This window comes from Streptomyces sp. NPDC002784 (genome assembly GCF_053592135.1).
On the sequence record NZ_JBSFVD010000018.1, the window covers coordinates 1 to 15,617 of the forward strand.

At 68.3% G+C, this 15,617-nt stretch carries 11 protein-coding genes and 1 pseudogene; 11 read left to right on the top strand and 1 reads right to left on the bottom strand.

Translation table 11 applies throughout. From position 1 onward, the window contains the following. Positions 1 to 957: 957 nt before the first annotated feature. The 5 genes and pseudogenes from ACWD1Z_RS26490 to ACWD1Z_RS26510 all read left to right on the top strand — a co-directional run bounded on the left by ACWD1Z_RS26490 (position 958) and on the right by ACWD1Z_RS26510 (position 7,674). Positions 958 to 1,613: pseudogene (locus ACWD1Z_RS26490) on the top strand (class I SAM-dependent methyltransferase). Positions 1,614 to 1,718: 105 nt separating this feature from the next. Beyond that, positions 1,719 to 2,246: a phosphatase PAP2 family protein gene (locus tag ACWD1Z_RS26495; RefSeq protein WP_451122088.1), complete on the top strand. Its 528-nt coding sequence runs from the start codon at positions 1,719 to 1,721 to the stop codon at positions 2,244 to 2,246. A gap of 512 nt (positions 2,247 to 2,758) precedes the next feature. Further along, a complete protein-coding gene (locus ACWD1Z_RS26500; protein WP_451122089.1) occupies positions 2,759 to 3,577 on the top strand; it encodes a DUF2382 domain-containing protein in 819 nt (272 codons plus the stop codon). Between the two features lie 638 nt (positions 3,578 to 4,215). Continuing rightward, on the top strand, positions 4,216 to 4,656 hold the full coding sequence (locus ACWD1Z_RS26505) for an Lrp/AsnC family transcriptional regulator (protein WP_451122090.1): 441 nt from the start codon (positions 4,216 to 4,218) through the stop codon (positions 4,654 to 4,656). 51 nt (positions 4,657 to 4,707) lie between these two features. Continuing rightward, on the top strand, positions 4,708 to 7,674 hold the full coding sequence (locus tag ACWD1Z_RS26510; protein WP_451122091.1) for an aminotransferase: 2,967 nt from the start codon (positions 4,708 to 4,710) through the stop codon (positions 7,672 to 7,674). A 461-nt stretch (positions 7,675 to 8,135) separates the two neighbouring features. On the opposite strand, the gene ACWD1Z_RS26515 is transcribed toward ACWD1Z_RS26510, so the two are convergent. Beyond that, positions 8,136 to 8,645 carry a DUF4396 domain-containing protein gene (locus ACWD1Z_RS26515; RefSeq protein ID WP_451122092.1) on the bottom strand — a complete coding sequence of 170 codons (510 nt, stop codon included), beginning with the start codon at positions 8,643 to 8,645 and terminating at the stop codon, positions 8,136 to 8,138. Positions 8,646 to 9,298: 653 nt separating this feature from the next. On the opposite strand from ACWD1Z_RS26515, the gene ACWD1Z_RS26520 reads away from it, so the two are divergent. The 6 genes from ACWD1Z_RS26520 (at position 9,299) to ACWD1Z_RS26545 (ending at position 15,594) form a co-directional block, all read left to right on the top strand. Then, positions 9,299 to 10,192, top strand: coding sequence for an NAD-dependent protein deacetylase (locus ACWD1Z_RS26520; RefSeq protein ID WP_451122093.1), 894 nt, complete (start codon positions 9,299 to 9,301; stop codon positions 10,190 to 10,192). 734 nt (positions 10,193 to 10,926) lie between these two features. Continuing rightward, the gene (locus tag ACWD1Z_RS26525; protein WP_451122094.1) at positions 10,927 to 12,159 is read left to right on the top strand and encodes a tannase/feruloyl esterase family alpha/beta hydrolase; all 1,233 of its coding nucleotides are present in this window, start codon (positions 10,927 to 10,929) and stop codon (positions 12,157 to 12,159) included. A 268-nt stretch (positions 12,160 to 12,427) separates the two neighbouring features. Then, positions 12,428 to 12,988, top strand: a complete 561-nt coding sequence (locus ACWD1Z_RS26530) for a DUF2625 family protein (protein ID WP_451122095.1) — start codon at positions 12,428 to 12,430, stop codon at positions 12,986 to 12,988. A 492-nt stretch (positions 12,989 to 13,480) separates the two neighbouring features. Continuing rightward, on the top strand, positions 13,481 to 13,945 hold the full coding sequence (locus ACWD1Z_RS26535) for a hypothetical protein (protein WP_451122096.1): 465 nt from the start codon (positions 13,481 to 13,483) through the stop codon (positions 13,943 to 13,945). Next, a complete protein-coding gene (locus ACWD1Z_RS26540) occupies positions 13,945 to 14,520 on the top strand; it encodes a helix-turn-helix domain-containing protein (protein ID WP_451122097.1) in 576 nt (191 codons plus the stop codon). Before ACWD1Z_RS26535 ends, ACWD1Z_RS26540 begins: the two co-directional genes overlap by 1 nt. 9 nt (positions 14,521 to 14,529) lie before the next feature. Next, on the top strand, positions 14,530 to 15,594 hold the full coding sequence (locus ACWD1Z_RS26545) for a threonine aldolase family protein (RefSeq protein ID WP_451122098.1): 1,065 nt from the start codon (positions 14,530 to 14,532) through the stop codon (positions 15,592 to 15,594). The last annotated feature ends 23 nt before the right edge of the window (positions 15,595 to 15,617 follow it).

Here is a 15,617-nt window from a genome sequence, read left to right on the forward strand (position 1 = left end):
ACCGACGACACCGCCTTGCCCACCGAACTGACCGCATAGCCTCAAAGACGAGATCACCGAGTGGCCGTCGATACACCACTCCAGCGGACGTGACCTCGATTGCAGCGCCGTTGAGACGCGCGTCATCGGAGATCCGGCGGTGCATCAGTGTCGTATTGCCGGGTTAGCGACCACGGCTTGGCCGACTCGACTCAAGCCGCTGGAGGTATTCGATGCGCTTCCGCGCCTGTTCGGGCGTCTCGTCCTGAGTCCAGGCTTCGCGCTCCTGGGCGGTGCGAGGGCTGGCCGAAGGGGTGTGTCCCTGGTTATCGGTCACCTCGAACCGGCCAACTTGCCCATCCCTGTCATCAGCGTCCTGGTTCGCCGTCGCCGAAAGGATCGGCAGGTAAACGATCCCAACTCCGGCAACGACGCTGACGAGTACAGCTCTTCGGCGCATGGCCACCTCGGTCTGCCTCTGGAACTGAGGAGGGGACAGTCTATCGACGCCAGGTATCTCTTGGCGACACCTGTTAACACGGCGTTCAGGACGTCAAGCAGGGCCAGTTCACTGCAAGTGAAGACAGTTCTGCGTGGCTCTCTCCTGCCGCTAAGCAGGCGCCCGCAGCGGCGGCTACGAGGGTGTCCACCGCTACAGCACGGCACAGGCTGACGCCACGGAATGGCGTGACCGGCTCGAGCAGGCTAGCGGCCAGGACACCAGGAAGAAGGCCCGGACCTCCTCGACAAGGCCAACGGGAGTTGAGCATCCATTACTTCGTCCTGAACAGCCAGCTGCTGCACTGGCTCTGCTTGCCTACCGAAGCACTGCACGGCTCACCCGCGGCGGACGATAAAGGACCGGGCGAATAGGTGTCCTGCAACTCGCTTCCTTGGCTGCGTCCGGCAGTCCGGGAGCGAGTGATCGCCGTTCCGGAACAGGGTGTGCGTGCCGCAGGGACTTGATGGACTGGGGCGATGAAGATCTTGTCGCCTCGCGTCCTGCAGGCTCTTGAACGGTTCAACGCCGCTTACCCCTGGGATCACAATGCTCACTACCATCGCTGGGTCCTGAGGCAGTTGCCGAGACGCTTCAACCGCGCCCTGGACGTCGGTTCTGGCAGTGGTGATCTTGCAAGGCTCTTGGCCGAACGAGCCTGCGCTGTGCAGGCCGTCGATTCCGATCCGGTGATCACAGCCAGGCCCAGAAACTGACGCCGCCCGGGCTCCCCGTCACCTTCACCGTCGCGGATGCAGTGGCCGAGCTTCCTGCCGGCCCTTACGACGTCATCACGTGCGTCGCCACGATCCACCACTTGCCGTTCACCCAGGCGCTCACCCAGTTCCGCCGTCATCTTGCTCCGGGAGGGACCCTTGTGATCGTCGGCCTGTCTCGCGCCCAGACCCCCGTGGACCACCTGCTCGGTGTAGCCGCCATTCCGGCCAACGCCGCCATGGGCTGGCTGAAGAACAAAGGTCATCCCTCGCAACGGCCCATCTCCATGACAGCCCCTACTCGCACAGCGGACATGACCTTTGCCGACATCATCCGTGAGGCCAGAAACGTCCTCCCCGGCGCACAGCTGCGACGACGGTTGTTCTGGCGCTATACGCTTGTATGGAATCAGCTCTGAGTGACCCGTGGCTTCCTCGACCACCCGCCGCCCGAACAACTCCTGCCTCACTTGCCCAGACGGATGATCTTAGTGTAGGCGCGCTGCTGCGGACACTTGCAGGTCATGAAGGTGATAGCAGGGCTTCGTGATGCTGACCGGGTGCTGACCCAGCAGGCCGCCCACCGGATTGGGCCGGGTGCCGGCAGGATGTTGTCGGCGGCCGAGGAGAGCACAAAGCTGTGGTGCGGGGCAGCCGTGGTGATGGCCGCGGCCGGCGGGTGGCGCGGACGGACGGCGGCGACCGCCGCAATGTCGGCCATGGCGCTGGCCCAGCCGGTCTCCAACGGACTGAGCAAACAGCTCGCCGACCGCGACCGGCCACCCGAGGAGTGGTTCCCGCACGATGAGGTCGACGACCGGCCCGAGTCGTCATCGTTCCCTTCCGGGCACACCGCCGTCGTCGCCTTCAGCGCTGCTCTTGCCCCGATCCGGCCGGCCGCCGGGGCGGTGTGTGCCCTGCCGGCCGCCCTGGTCGCCATCGAGCGCGTGCAGTCCGGCGCCCACTACCCCACCGACGTCGCCGCGGGCGCCGCAATCGGCCTGGCCGCTGCCGCACCGGTGCACCGGCCGCCGCGGCTTGTGCTGCGCTAGTGGAGCTGACCGATCCAGCCCTTCGACGGCCACAACAGTCCCGTACAGAAGTGCCCAGCCGCTCCTCGTGCGCGGGCGGAACCTGTCCCGGCCGAGCGGGGCGTAGCTACGGTGCCGGGTGAGGGGTGACGGGCACGGGTCGGTCCCCGATCCCCCGCACCAAGTGCAAGGTCGCGGTCGCAGACCGGATCGCGCCGCCGGGCTGGGCAGCATGCCGGTGGACCCCACCACGCAGCGTGTACGGGTGCAGCGGCGGGCTGCTCGCCGGGAGCACGCCTCGGGTCGATCTCGTAGGGCGTCGCCGCCTCCACCCACCGATCTCGGCATGATGAGAGCTGGCTCTGCGCCGTGGGCGGTCCCGGCCCTTACTGGGTGCTTGGTGCTTCCCGTCGACCTGCACGGCGCCACAGGAGAAGACCCTTTATCGGACGTAATAAGCCAGTTTGGGCGCCTTTGGGATGGTGCACCCGTGCAGGGTTAGCCGAGCGCGACTGAGAAAGGATGAGGTCCCTGTGATCACCCAGGAGCAGATCCCGACCGTGATGGACCACCCGGTTTACGACGCCGACGGCAACAAGATCGGTGAGGCGAAGCACGTCTTCCTCGACGATGTCACCGGCCGCCCGGAGTGGGTGAGTGTCAAGACCGGCCTGTTCGGCATGAACGAGTCGTTCGTGCCGATTCGCGAGGCGTCGGTGGTGGAGGACCACCTGGATGTGCCCTACCCCAAGGACAAGGTCAAGGACGCGCCCAACGTCGACGTCGACGCCGGCGGGCACCTCTCCGAAGAGGAGGAGCACCGGCTGTACGAGCACTACGGCATCGCCTGGGACGAGGCCTGGGAGCAGGCCAACCAGCCCGGCGAGGCCGGCTGGGCCCACACCGGACAGGCCGGGACGACCAGTACCTCCGCGGGGCCAGGCATGTCCTCCGGCACGGGTGGCGATGACGCCATGACGCGCTCGGAGGAGCACATGCACGTGGGCACCGAGCGCCAGGAGGCGGGCCGGGCCCGGCTGCGCAAGTACGTCGTCACGGAAGAGGTGCAGCAGACCGTTCCCGTGCACCGCGAAGAAGTCCGCGTCGAGCGCGAGCCGATAACGGACGACAACCGCGATGCGGCCCTGTCCGGGCCCGACATCAGCGAGGCCGAGCACGAGGTCACCCTGCACGAGGAACGCCCCGTGGTGGAGACCGAGACCGTCCCGGTGGAGCGGGTACGCATGACGACCGAGGAACACACCGACGAGGAAACGGTCCGGGGCCAGGTCCGCAAGGAGGAGATCGACACCGACGGCATCGACGACGAACACGACAGCCGCGGCATGTAGGGCCTGCTGCCAGCCGCGTGTGCAGAGCGTCGGCCCGCCCGGATCCTGCTCGGGCAGGCCGACGCCTGTGTGCCCCCAGATCCCAACCGGCGGGCACATGCCGCCGCAGACCCCACTGGGCGCTGGATCGAGCAGGTGCCCACCGTGGGTGCCATCGCAGCACGGGCCCGCCGGGAAGGGCCTGCGCAAGGGCCCTTCAACGTGTTCGGCGCGGTGCTCATCACCTCTGGACTCTCCTTCACACGCCAGGAGACGCACGAGTCAGCACCCAGCGATGGATCAGCCGCACTGGCTCGGCAGTGCCTTGCCCCCCGCCTCGCCGAGGCCGAAACGGCGGAGACTGCCTACCAGCTCGCCTTGGCGCGGATCGCGATGTCGCGCTCTAGCGGGAGGGCTTCTTTGCGCATGAGGCAGTGGGGCTTTTGCCACGGTCGGCCCACATCTGGGTGATCTCCAATCGGCACCGGCTGGAAATGCCGGTAGGACCGGGAGCGACCGGACTCCACAACGCTCAGGATGACTCGTACGCGGCGCATCGCTCGATTCAATCGCCGCCACACTTGAATCAAGCGCCTCTATCAGCCATGGTGCTTGATACAAGCGCAGTGTCTGCGTTTGCGTGGGCGGAAAGGTGTGGCATGGATGAGATCGACCGGGCCATCCTGCGGGAGCTGCAGGTCGACGGCAGGATCCCGTACGCCGATCTGGGGCCGAAGGTGGGTCTGTCGCCCTCGGCCGCGCGGCTTCGGTTGCAGCGTCTGATCGATACCAAGGCGGTCCAGGTCGTGGGAGTGACCGACCCGATGACCATGGGCCAGCAGGCGATGGCCCTGCTGGGTCTGCGTGTCGACGGCGATCCACGGGCGGTTGCCGACGAGCTGTCCCGACACGACGAAGTGGTGTACACGGTCCTGACAGCCGGCGGCTTCGACCTGTTCGCGGAAGTGGTGTGCCGTCAGCCGCGGGATCTTCTGGACTTCATCAACGACGTCGTACGGCCCGTCGACGGAGTCGCATCCGTGGAGAACTTCCCCTACTTCGGGATCCACACGCACCGCTTCCTGTGGCAGGTCGACTGAAGCAGCCCAGCCTCGCAGCCCCGTTCGCCCGCACCAGCCGAGGAACCCCGCATGCAGCCCAACGAGTCCCGCACGATCGACTTCTTCACCGAGGACGCCCTTCCCGCACCCCGCGTAGCGCCGGCCGAGGCGGAGCGCATCGCCGCCGAGCGCCTCGGTATCACCGCTCGCGCGCAGGCGCTGGGCAGCCAGCAGGACGCCAACTTTCTGCTGTATGCCGGCGATGGGACGCCCACGGCGGTTCTGAAGATCGCCAACCCCGCTTTCAGCGACACGGAGATCGACGCCCAGGACACGGCAGCCGACCTGGTCACCGCGGCCCACCCGCAACTGCGCATCGCCACGGTCCTGCGCGATCCTGACGGCTCTCCACGTCGCACCACGGTGGACACCCAGACCGGTCCGGCCATCGCGCGCCTGCTGCACTACCTGCCTGGCGGCACCCTTTCCGGACCTCGGCACCTGTCACCGGCCAGCGTGGCGGCCATGGGCACGATCGCCGGGAAGGTGAGCACTGCCCTGTGCGGCTTCCGGCACCCGGGGCTCGACCGCGTGCTCCAGTGGGACCCGCAGCACGCCGATCGCGTCGTCGACAAGCTCGCCGGATTCATCGACGAGCCCGACCGGCGTGCCGCCGTTCAGGACGCGACCGCCGAGGCTTGGGCACACGTCCACGACCTTGCCGCCGCATTGCCGTCGCAGGCCGTGCACCTGGACCTGACCGACGACAACCTGATCCGCTCTCCCGGCACCCTTCCGCCCCTACCGGACGGGGTGATCGACTTCGGTGACGTGACCACGAGCTGGGCGGTCGGCGAACTGGCCGTGACACTGTCCTCGCTGCTTCACCATGACGGTCTCGAGCCTCACCATGTGCTGCCGGCCGTGCGCGCATTCCACGCCGTCCGGCCGCTGTCCCGCGAGGAGGCGGAGGCGTTGTGGCCGCTGGTGATCCTGCGCGCCGCCGTCCTGGTGGTCAGTGGGCGGCAGCAAGCCGCTGTCGACGAGGACAACGCCTACGCCACGTCCGCCCTGGACCGCGAATGGCGCATATTCGAACAGGCCACCTCGCTCCCCCTGCCGGTGATGGTCCGCCTCGTCAGGGATGCGACCGGCACGGCAGACGTATCTGCCCGGACCGCACAGGCCGATGCGCCAATACGCCCTCTCCTGCGAGGCCTTGCCGCCGACGACATCACCCTCCTCGACCTCTCCCCCGACGCCGAGTCCATGGACCTCGGAGCCTGGACGGACGCCGGCACCGAGGAGCGGCTGGCTGCCTCAGCGCTCGCGGACGGAGCGGCCGCTGTCGCCACCCGGTACGCCCGTACGCAGCTCACCCGGACTCAGGCGCTGTCCGCGGTGTCGACCCCCACGGTGTCCACCGGAATGAACATCTGGGTCGGCCGGGATGCCGCGCTCCAAGCGCCCGCCGCGGGCAGGGTCCTCGCCGCGGCCCCGGGCCGCATCGAACTCACCTACGGCACGCAGGTTCTGTCGCTCTCCCTCGCCCCCGAAGACCGGCCCGTGGTCAGCACCGGTGCGACAGTGCAGGCGGGCGAGGAGCTCGCCCGCCTCGACTCCGGCACCACCGTCCACGTCGCGCTGCGCGCTGCCGACGGCCCTGACATTCCACGCCTGGTCCGGCACGAGTACGCCCCCGGCTGGCTCGCGCTCACCGCCGACCCCGCTCCCCTCCTCGACCTCCCGGCCGACTGCGACCGTCCCCGCGAGAGGGACCTGCTCGACCGGCGCGACGCCGTGTTCGCCACCGTGCAGGGGCACTACTACGCCAACCCTCCCCAAATCGAGCGTGGTTGGCGCCACTTTCTGCTGTCCACCGAGGGCCGTGCATACCTGGACATCGTCAACAACGTCACGCCGTTGGGTCACGCCCACCCTCGGGTCGAGCAGGCGGTTTCCCGGCAGTTGCGGCGGCTCAACACCAACTCGCGGTTCCACTACTCCTCGGTGGTGGAGTTCACCGAACGCCTCGCCGGCCTGCTTCCCGAGCCCCTGGACACGGTGTTTCTCGTCAACTCAGGTTCCGAGGCGGTGGATCTGGGCCTGCGGCTGGCGATCGGGGCCTCAGGGCAGCACGATGTCGTCGCCCTGCGAGAGGCCTACCACGGCTGGACGTACGCCTCCGACGCAGTGTCCACCTCATTGCAGGACAACCCGAACGCCCTCGCCACCCGCCCCAGTTGGGTGCACACCGTGGACTCTCCCAATGCCTACCGGGGCCGGCACCGCGGCACGGACGCCGTCCGCTACGCACCCGAGGCCGTCGCGGTAATCGACGAGCTGGCCGCTTCCGGCCGCCCGGCAGGCGCATTCATCGCCGAGACCTACTACGGCAACGCCGGAGGCGTCGCCCTGCCCGACGGCTACCTCGCCGGGGTGTACGCGGCACTGCGTCGCCACGGCGGCCTCGCCGTAGCCGACGAAGTCCAAGTCGGCTACGGCCGCCTGGGCCACTGGTTCTGGGGCTTCGAGCAGCAAGGGGTCGTGCCCGACATCGTCTGCGTCGCCAAAGCCATGGGCAACGGACACCCCCTCGGTGCCGTCATCACCTCCAAGGAGGTGGCCGAACGGTACCGCGAGCAGGGCTACTTCTTCTCCTCCACCGGTGGCAGCCCAGTCTCCAGCATCGTCGGCCTCACCGTCCTGGACACCCTGCGCGACGAGGATCTCCAGGGCAACGCGGCACGTGTCGGCGGCCATCTCAAGCGCCGGCTCGAGGCACTGGCCGACCGCTACGGCATCATCGGCGCCGTACACGGGTCGGGCCTCTACCTCGGCCTCGAACTCGTCAGGGACCGCGCCACCTTGGAGCCCGCCACCGAAGAGACCGCCGAACTCTGCGACCGCATGCTCGACCTCGGCGTCATCGTCCAGCCCACCGGAGATCACCTCAACATCCTGAAGATCAAGCCACCCCTGTGCATCGACTCAACCGCTGCGGACTTCTTCGCCGACATGCTCGACGCGGCCCTCGCCCAACTCGGCCACAGCTAAAACCTGGGGCGGCAGCGGCCTCTGTCAGCGTGACCCTGGGTGGTGCTGTGCCTCTGACGGATCTGACGGCACTCAGCGCCTCACCGTGATGTACGCGCGGGGCGGTGTGAGTACACCCCAGGCCCCTGGTAGGGCGCCTGGTTCCGGGGTGCCCGCGCCGTGCATAGGCGGTAAGTACGGGCGTCAAAACGGTGCAGCGCAAGGTGCTGCGCCCGCTCGCCCTGCCCGCCACCACGCCGGAGGCCGTCTCTGACGCGTGGGAGGAGGACACCTGGCAGGGCGGGGGTGTCCGCCAGGAGCTGGTGTCCCGGTCGAGAGGGGTTGTGCGGGCCCTCCCTCACCCGCCGGGAACGAGGCACCGGGCCGCCACCCGCGCGGCGCCATTCCATACGCAGCCTGCAACCGGCGGGCGCAATCGTTCACTGTGCACGAGCCACCCCCGCCGCGGCCGGGCGATGAGGTCAGTGATGGGCATGGACCACTGCATGACCCCGACCACCGCCGATCATCCACTTGTTGACCGGCGTGGTGATCAGGAACGCAACCGCGAAGCCGCCCAGGAGAGCGCCCCAGAACAGTCCGTCCGTCAGATGGGCGTCCATGGCCCCCGGAGTCAGGGCGATGATGGCGTTGTCGACCAGCTCCATAACAGCGATGGAGACCGTGTCGGCCGCCAGTGCGACCTGCAACGCGGCTGTGAGACCGAGGCCGGCACGGACGACGGCGATGAGCGTGAAGGAGTACCCGAATACAAAGGCCAGTGTGATCGCCAGGACCATGGTCTGCACATTGCCCCAGCCCAACGCCGTGCCGATGACCATGCCGAGGACCTCCCCCAGCAGACAACCGGCCAAGCAGTGCACCGTCGCCTTCACCGCGGTGCCCCAGGTCGCGCCCGCAAGGCCGTGGCGCTCCGCGGGTTCGGCAGGGGCAGGGGTCGCGTGCTGGGCCGCATCATGACGAGGGCTCATGTGTTCACCTTTCTCGGTGCCAGGAATTGCCGAGCGCGTTTGCGAGACGACGTCGCGTCGCTGAGGAAGCGCCCTGCGCCCTCACCTCGCAACTCGCGCCGGCACGAGTGCCGAAGCAGACCGGAACGCTACGCCCGAGCAGGGCCAGCCACCCTCCCTTACGCGTACGCCACCTTGACGCTGCGTGCACTTCCAGCGATGCAGCCGGTTAGCCGTAGGCGGGCAGTCCCTGGGTGGGGTCGTCGGGGTGGCCGGGCAAGGCCCGCTCTGCCAGGTGCTCACAGCTGGCGGCCCCCGGCTTCAGCGAAGCGCGCACCCTCGAAAGGTGGACTTGCGCGGGGCGCCACGGCCCCGGTGTCGGTGACAGCACCTGGCTGTGGGCATGACTGATCAGGAGTGCAGGCGTTCGCCAGCGGGCTGGCGTCACACCTCAGCGTGCGGTATCCGCCACGCGCTGCAACTGGCGCTATGCGCCCGGTGGGCCTTGCGGTGAACTGGGCGCGCTTCTGGGTTGCCGGTCGGGCGCCTGTGACGACCCGCATGCAGACGGCTGGGCTCGCTCTCGTCATCCCACCGTGCGTGCGCCTCGCAGTCCACGTGGTCCTGGCCTGGCTGCGAGGGCCGTGCGGTCACGGATTCCGTATCCTGGCGGCATGCGCATGCGCCCCACCCTGAGCTGGGCTCCTGCCGAGGACCTGCCGCCCGGGACCACGGATTTGGCACCGGTCGTCGATGCCCTGAGCACCGGCGGTGTGCTGGTACTCAGCGGAGCGGGCCTCTCCACGGAGTCGGGCATCCCCGACTACCGGGGCGAGGGCGGCAGCCTCGGCCGGCACACACCGATGACGTACCAGGAATTCACTGCCAGTGCCCAGGCACGCCGCCGGTACTGGGCCCGCAGCCATCTCGGCTGGCGCACCTTCGGCCGTGCCCGCCCCAACGACGGCCACCGGGCCGTCGCCGCGTTCGAGCGGCACGGACTGCTCAAGGGTGTGATCACCCAGAACGTCGACGGCCTGCACCAGGCCGCAGGCAGCGACGACGTCGTCGAGCTGCATGGCAGCCTGGAACGGATCATCTGCCTGTCCTGCGGGGCCGTCAGCTCACGCCGTGCACTCGCCCTGCGTCTGGAGGAGGCCAATGCCGGCTTCGAGCCGGTGGCGGCCGGCATCAATCCAGACGGCGATGCCGACCTCACCGACGCACAGGTCGGGGACTTCCGCGTGATGCCCTGCGTGAACTGCGGCGGCATCCTCAAACCGGACGTCGTCTTCTTCGGTGAATCCGTCCCCCCACCGCGCGTCGAACAGTGCCGACAGCTGGTCCGGGAAGCGACATCGCTGCTGGTCCTGGGCTCCTCGCTCACCGTGATGTCCGGCCTCCGGTTCGTCCGCCAGGCATCCCAGGCTTCCACACCGGTACTCATCGTCAACCGGGATGCCACCCGGGGCGACCGGCACGCCCTCACTCGCGTCGCGCTCCCGCTGGGAGCAGCTCTGTCCAGTGTGGCCGACCACCTGAATCTCCCCCTCGACGACAACCGCTGACCTTCATCGCCCCTCGCAGAGCCCAGCCCAGCCTCGCCCGCTCACCCTCCACGCCGGTCCACCGCGACTCGGGATCCTGCGCACACACCTGCTCTGCCTTGCTTGCCCGCGGCCCCGCACCACTGGCAGGTCGCGCGACGTGCCCGTGGAGCCAACCCACCTCGCAATGGGCGTGTCGATCACCGACCCTTCGGGGTGACTGGAGACAGGTTCGATGTCCACCACACCGTGCTCGACAAGGGCGTCCAAATTGTCGTAGAACTACGCCAGTTCATGGACGAGGTCCGTCCCCGCCTATCGCCTCCCCCATACGCTCCTCCCCGGCTCGCACAGGCGACCCTCGCGCCAAGACGTGGCGCTGACCTGACCGTAGGCCCACCACACAACAGCGCCACTCCCGGAAGTCCCAACAATTCCCATGAGTGAGAGCCCTGTTGACAGGCGCGGCTTCCCGGCCGCACGACATCCAGCGCACGGGAAGCGCGGCCTCGCGCCTCCTCGGCCGTTCCCTGCGCACGCGGGGGCGGTGAGCGTACGCGGGTGCGGTGGCGGATCCACATCAGGCGCAGCAAGAGGATGCGAGGTGTGGCCGAAGGTCATGTGCCCTCCGGCTGCGCCCCTGCATGCCTTCTCGTACTTCTCCGCGGGGACTTGCGATTTCTAGATTTCTCGGCGTCACCACCGAGAGATGAGGACCTATGCACCTTCGCTCTGCGGCCATCGTGTCCTTGCTGATGGCACCGTTTTTGGCCGTTCCTGCGGCCGCCCGGACCGGCCCTGCCGACCTCAAGGTCCCCGGCGCCGAGTACACCGTCACCGCCGACCTCGCCGATCTGACGACCACGGGCACACGCCTGACCGGGCACACCGATCCCGCCGACTGGGCGGGCCTGGAGGCCCCGGGTACCACGATCCCGTCCGGGGTTCCCGGCGTCCAGATCGACGGCTACTTCCCCGACACCTCCACCACCAACACCAACCACGGCTGGAATCACGACAGCCAGTTCGTCATCCGGCTGCCCGACGACTGGAACGGAGGGCTCGTCGTCGCGGGGCCGCCGGGACTGCGCGAGCAGTACGCCAATGACCGCATCATCAGCGATCAAGTCCTCGCCAAGGGCTATGCCTACGCGGCCACCGACAAGGGAAACACCGGCCCGGAGATCTACAAGGACGGTGTACGTCCCGGGGACGCCATCATGGAATGGCACCGCAGAGTCACCCAACTCACCCTCGCCGCAAAGAAGGTGGCGGACCAGCACTATGGCCGCACGCCGCACCGCACGTACGCGGCAGGCCTGTCCGCGGGCGGGTATCTCGTCCGCTGGCAGCTCGAACACCGACCCGACCTCTACACCGGCGGACTCGACTGGAACGCCCTCACCTTCACCACGGACGGCGGCCTGCTCGCCACCCTCCCCCCAGCTCTGCGCGCCTACCCACGCTTCAAGGAAGGCGACCGCTCCGCGCACGCCGCCATGCTCGCCGCGGGCTACCCCGCCGGCTCCGAGCGGCAGTGGGAATGGCACCACAAAAACCAGTGGGATCTCCTCCAGCGGGTGATCCGCGAGGAACTCGACCCCACCTACGACGGGCCCGCCCAGGCAGGCACCCCCCTGTGCCCCGAAGGCACCGGGGCCGGCTGCGACACCGACTACGACTTCGCCTCTCGCCCCCGCGCGGTACACAAGGCCGTCAAACGGATCGCGCTCACCGGCAACATCCTGCGCCCGCTCATCAGCATCCAGGGTGACCTCGACGCTCTCACCCCGCCCGCCACCTTCGGTGACGCCTACCACCGCATGGTCACCGACGCCGGCCGCGCCCACCTGCACCGCTACACAACCGTTCCCGGCGGCGCGCACACCGACGGCCTCGTCGCCCTCGACCAGCAGCACCTGCGCCCGATGCTCGACGACTTCACCGCGGCACTGAACGACCTCGAAGCATCCACACGTCCCTCCTGACCACCCCACCTGACCACTTGGGCACAAGCAACACCAGGGCCTGATGAGCACAGCTGTGCTGCGCTCATCAGGTTCTTGCAACGTATGGCCGTTCGCCTCTTGACGGCGAGGTCTGTTGCTCGCTGTATCGCGAAGCTCCTCGACCTCTCCAGAAACACGATCTGCAACTACGTCCCCGGGGTGGAGGGCGGTCGCCTCACGCTCGCTGAGGTGACGAGCACGCCGGACTGCCCCAATCCAGCAGGTCCCAGGACTGATCACCGGCGCGATGGTCCTCCATTGTGGAGGCCTGGTGCTGGATGGAGGCTGGCTGCGCATCTTCCGGGGCAGGTCTTCGCATCTGAAGACCACCCTGCCGATTCTTGCTGCGGTGAACCGTTTTCCCGCCACCGTCGACCCGACCTGGCGCCCGCAGGACGGTCTCGTGGTCGGACAGGACGTGCTCGGGGGCGTCTTCGCACTCAACACCCACGATCCGGCCGCGGCCGGGCGTCCCGGAGCACCCGGACAGATGACGTATTTCGCTCCAGATTCCCTGGAGCGGGAGGCCATGGACATGGGCTACGAAACCTGGCTGACCTGGACTCTCTCCGACCGGCTGGCCCACTTCTATGGAGGGTTGCGCCGGCCCGGCTGGCGACAGGAAATCGCCAACCTCCCGCCTACTGAGGGGATTACGGTCTATCCCTTCCTCTGGTCAAACGAAGCCCAGGAGAATCTCGCAACAACCACGCGCGCACCAGCCCCTATGGCTGAACTCCTCACCATGAGCCAGGACTTCTGCCAGCAGATGGGGCTCCCGGCACCGGGCTTCCTCGGGACTGTCTGACAAACGTCTGCTGGACCCAGCCTGCGCGCAGCGCTGTTGCCGGATGCGGTGCACCGGCATCCGGGGGAACCCTGGCCGGGTCTCGCAGTCCCGGACGTTTCGGCGCGCGTGCAGTAGCCATGGTGGTACTGGAGCTCTCCCCCCGGCCACTGCGGCGTACCGGGGTGCCGATGACGACCAGGTCGACGCCGTCAGCGACGGCAACAGGGTGGGCACCGCGCGGGTGGACACCGGCCAGGCTGACTCTGGGTAAGGCATCCACCGTGACGTGAACCATGCCCGAACCGATGCTCACCACGCGTCGGTGGTTAGCCACCTCCCCTCCCCGAAGGGCACGTAGTGGCCCAGGGGGGACACCGACGCCGCGACCGCCATGGTCATGACTGTTGGCATTCGGTCTCGAACCTCGCGGTTGGATGCCGGGGCGTCTGGATGGCGATCACAGCGTTCGTTATAGTGAACGTAGAGTTCATCGACCATAGTGAGGGTGGCATGCAGACCCCCGCCTACTACGCGGACACATACGAGGAGCAGGCCCAGACCAAGGTCGCTGCAACAGGCGAGCACGACGACGCGGCGTGGGTGGCGGTCGAGCACTGTCTGTTCCACCCCCAGGGTGGCGGCCAACCGGCCAACAACCACTTCCCCGGCCAAGCCCGGATCGAGTTCACCGCGCCGACGCCAGACGCCCGCCTGGACACCCCGGAAGGCAGGGAGGCGGCCACCGAAGCCCTGAGGGCGGAAGTCGCCAAGGCTATTGCTGATGACCTGCCCGTGACTTGGGAGAAGGACACCGAGGGACGTCGTGTCGTACGCCTGGCCCACCTGCACTCGGCTCCGTGCGGGGGAACCCACGTGCGTAGCCTCGGCGACCTCGCCGACGTCGTGCTGCCGACACTGAAGGTCAAGAAGGGCCGCATCCGCGTCTCCTACAGCGCCACCCACCGGGAGCGGTGATGACGCCGCCACCGGAAGATCGCCGGCCCGCCAGCAGCACCGCGATCGCGGTCGGCGCGCAGATCCGCCAGCGCCGCGAGCAACGCGGCATGAGCAGTGCCGAGCTGGCCCGCAGGGCGGGCCTGGGCAAGGCGACTCTGTCGAAGCTGGAGGCCGGGCGAGGAAACCCGACGATCGAAACCCTCGACGCACTCGCGATCGCCCTGCGCATCCCATTGACCGACCTCCTGGCCCGCGACACCGACCCGGGGCCGGTGTTCGTACCCGGCACCGACCTGGCCGACGGCGAAGTGGGCCGCGAACTGCTACGCCGTATCAGCAGCGGCAACAGTCTGGAGATCTGGCGGCTGCGCATGCCCCCCGAAACACACCTGGACGGTGTGCCGCACGCGACCGGCACCATTGAGCACCTGCTCGTCGCCTCCGGTCACCTCACTGCCGGACCCGTCGACGCCCCCATCGACCTCCACCCCGGCGACCTGCTGGCCTTCGCGGGAGATGCCCCGCACGTCTACCGCACCGGCCCCGAGGGAGCCGACGTCACCGTCGTCATCGCCTCCCCCATCACCACCTGAAAGACACCCATGCCCATGAACGTCCTCTCCTCCACCACGTCCCAGCGGATATTCACGAGCGACAACACCGCCGGCGCCTGCCCGGAAGTCGTCCAGGCCGTCACCGCCGCGGCCGCCGGCCAAGATCTGCCCTACGGCGCCGACCCGTTCACCGCCAGCGCCCGCGTCCGCTTCGCCGAAATTTTCGAACGCGAAGTCGACATCCTGCCCGTCTCCACCGGGTCCGCGGCCAATGCCCTCAGCCTGGCCGCCCTCACCCCGCCCTGGGGCAGTGTGCTGTGCCACCGCGACAGCCACATCAACACCGACGAGTGCGGCGCCCCGGAGTTCTTCACAGGCGGGGCCAAGCTTGTTCCCCTGTCCGGCGACGACGCGCGGATCAACCCTGCCGAGCTGCACACGGCCGCGACACGCAAGACCGGCGACGTGCACAGCGTGCAGCCCTCTGTGCTCAGCATCACCCAGGCCACCGAGACCGGCGCCCTATACCCCCTCCACGAAATCCGTGAGCTGAGCCGCATCGCCAAGGAGGCGGGCCTGCGCGTCCACATGGACGGAGCCCGCTTCGCCAACGCCGTCGCCGCCCTGGGCTGCACCCCGGCCGAGCTGACCTGGCGGGCAGGCGTCGATGTCCTGTCCTTCGGGGCGACCAAGAACGGCGCCATGACCGCTGATGCCATCGTCGTCTTCGACCGAGCCCTCACCCCGGAACTGTCCTTCAGGGCCAAGCGCGCCGGCCAGCTCACCTCCAAGATGCGCTTCCAGTCCGCCCAGCTCGACGCCTACCTCACCGAGGGCCTGTGGCTACGCAACGCCGCCCACGCCAACACCATGGCCGAACGTCTGGGCAACGGGCTCAAGGCCATCCCCGGCGTCGAACTGCTGCACGCCGTCGAGGCGAACATCCTCTTCTGCCGCCTGCCCCAGCCGGTCATCGACCAGATCCTGGCCGAAGGATTCACCTTCTACCACGACCGCTGGGAGCCGGGTGTCTGCCGCTTCGTCACCTCGTTCTCCACAACCGAGCACGACGTCGACGCCCTCCTGGAGGCTGTACGCCGCCTCGCCAACTGATGTCCCGCAGCAGGTACTTCTCA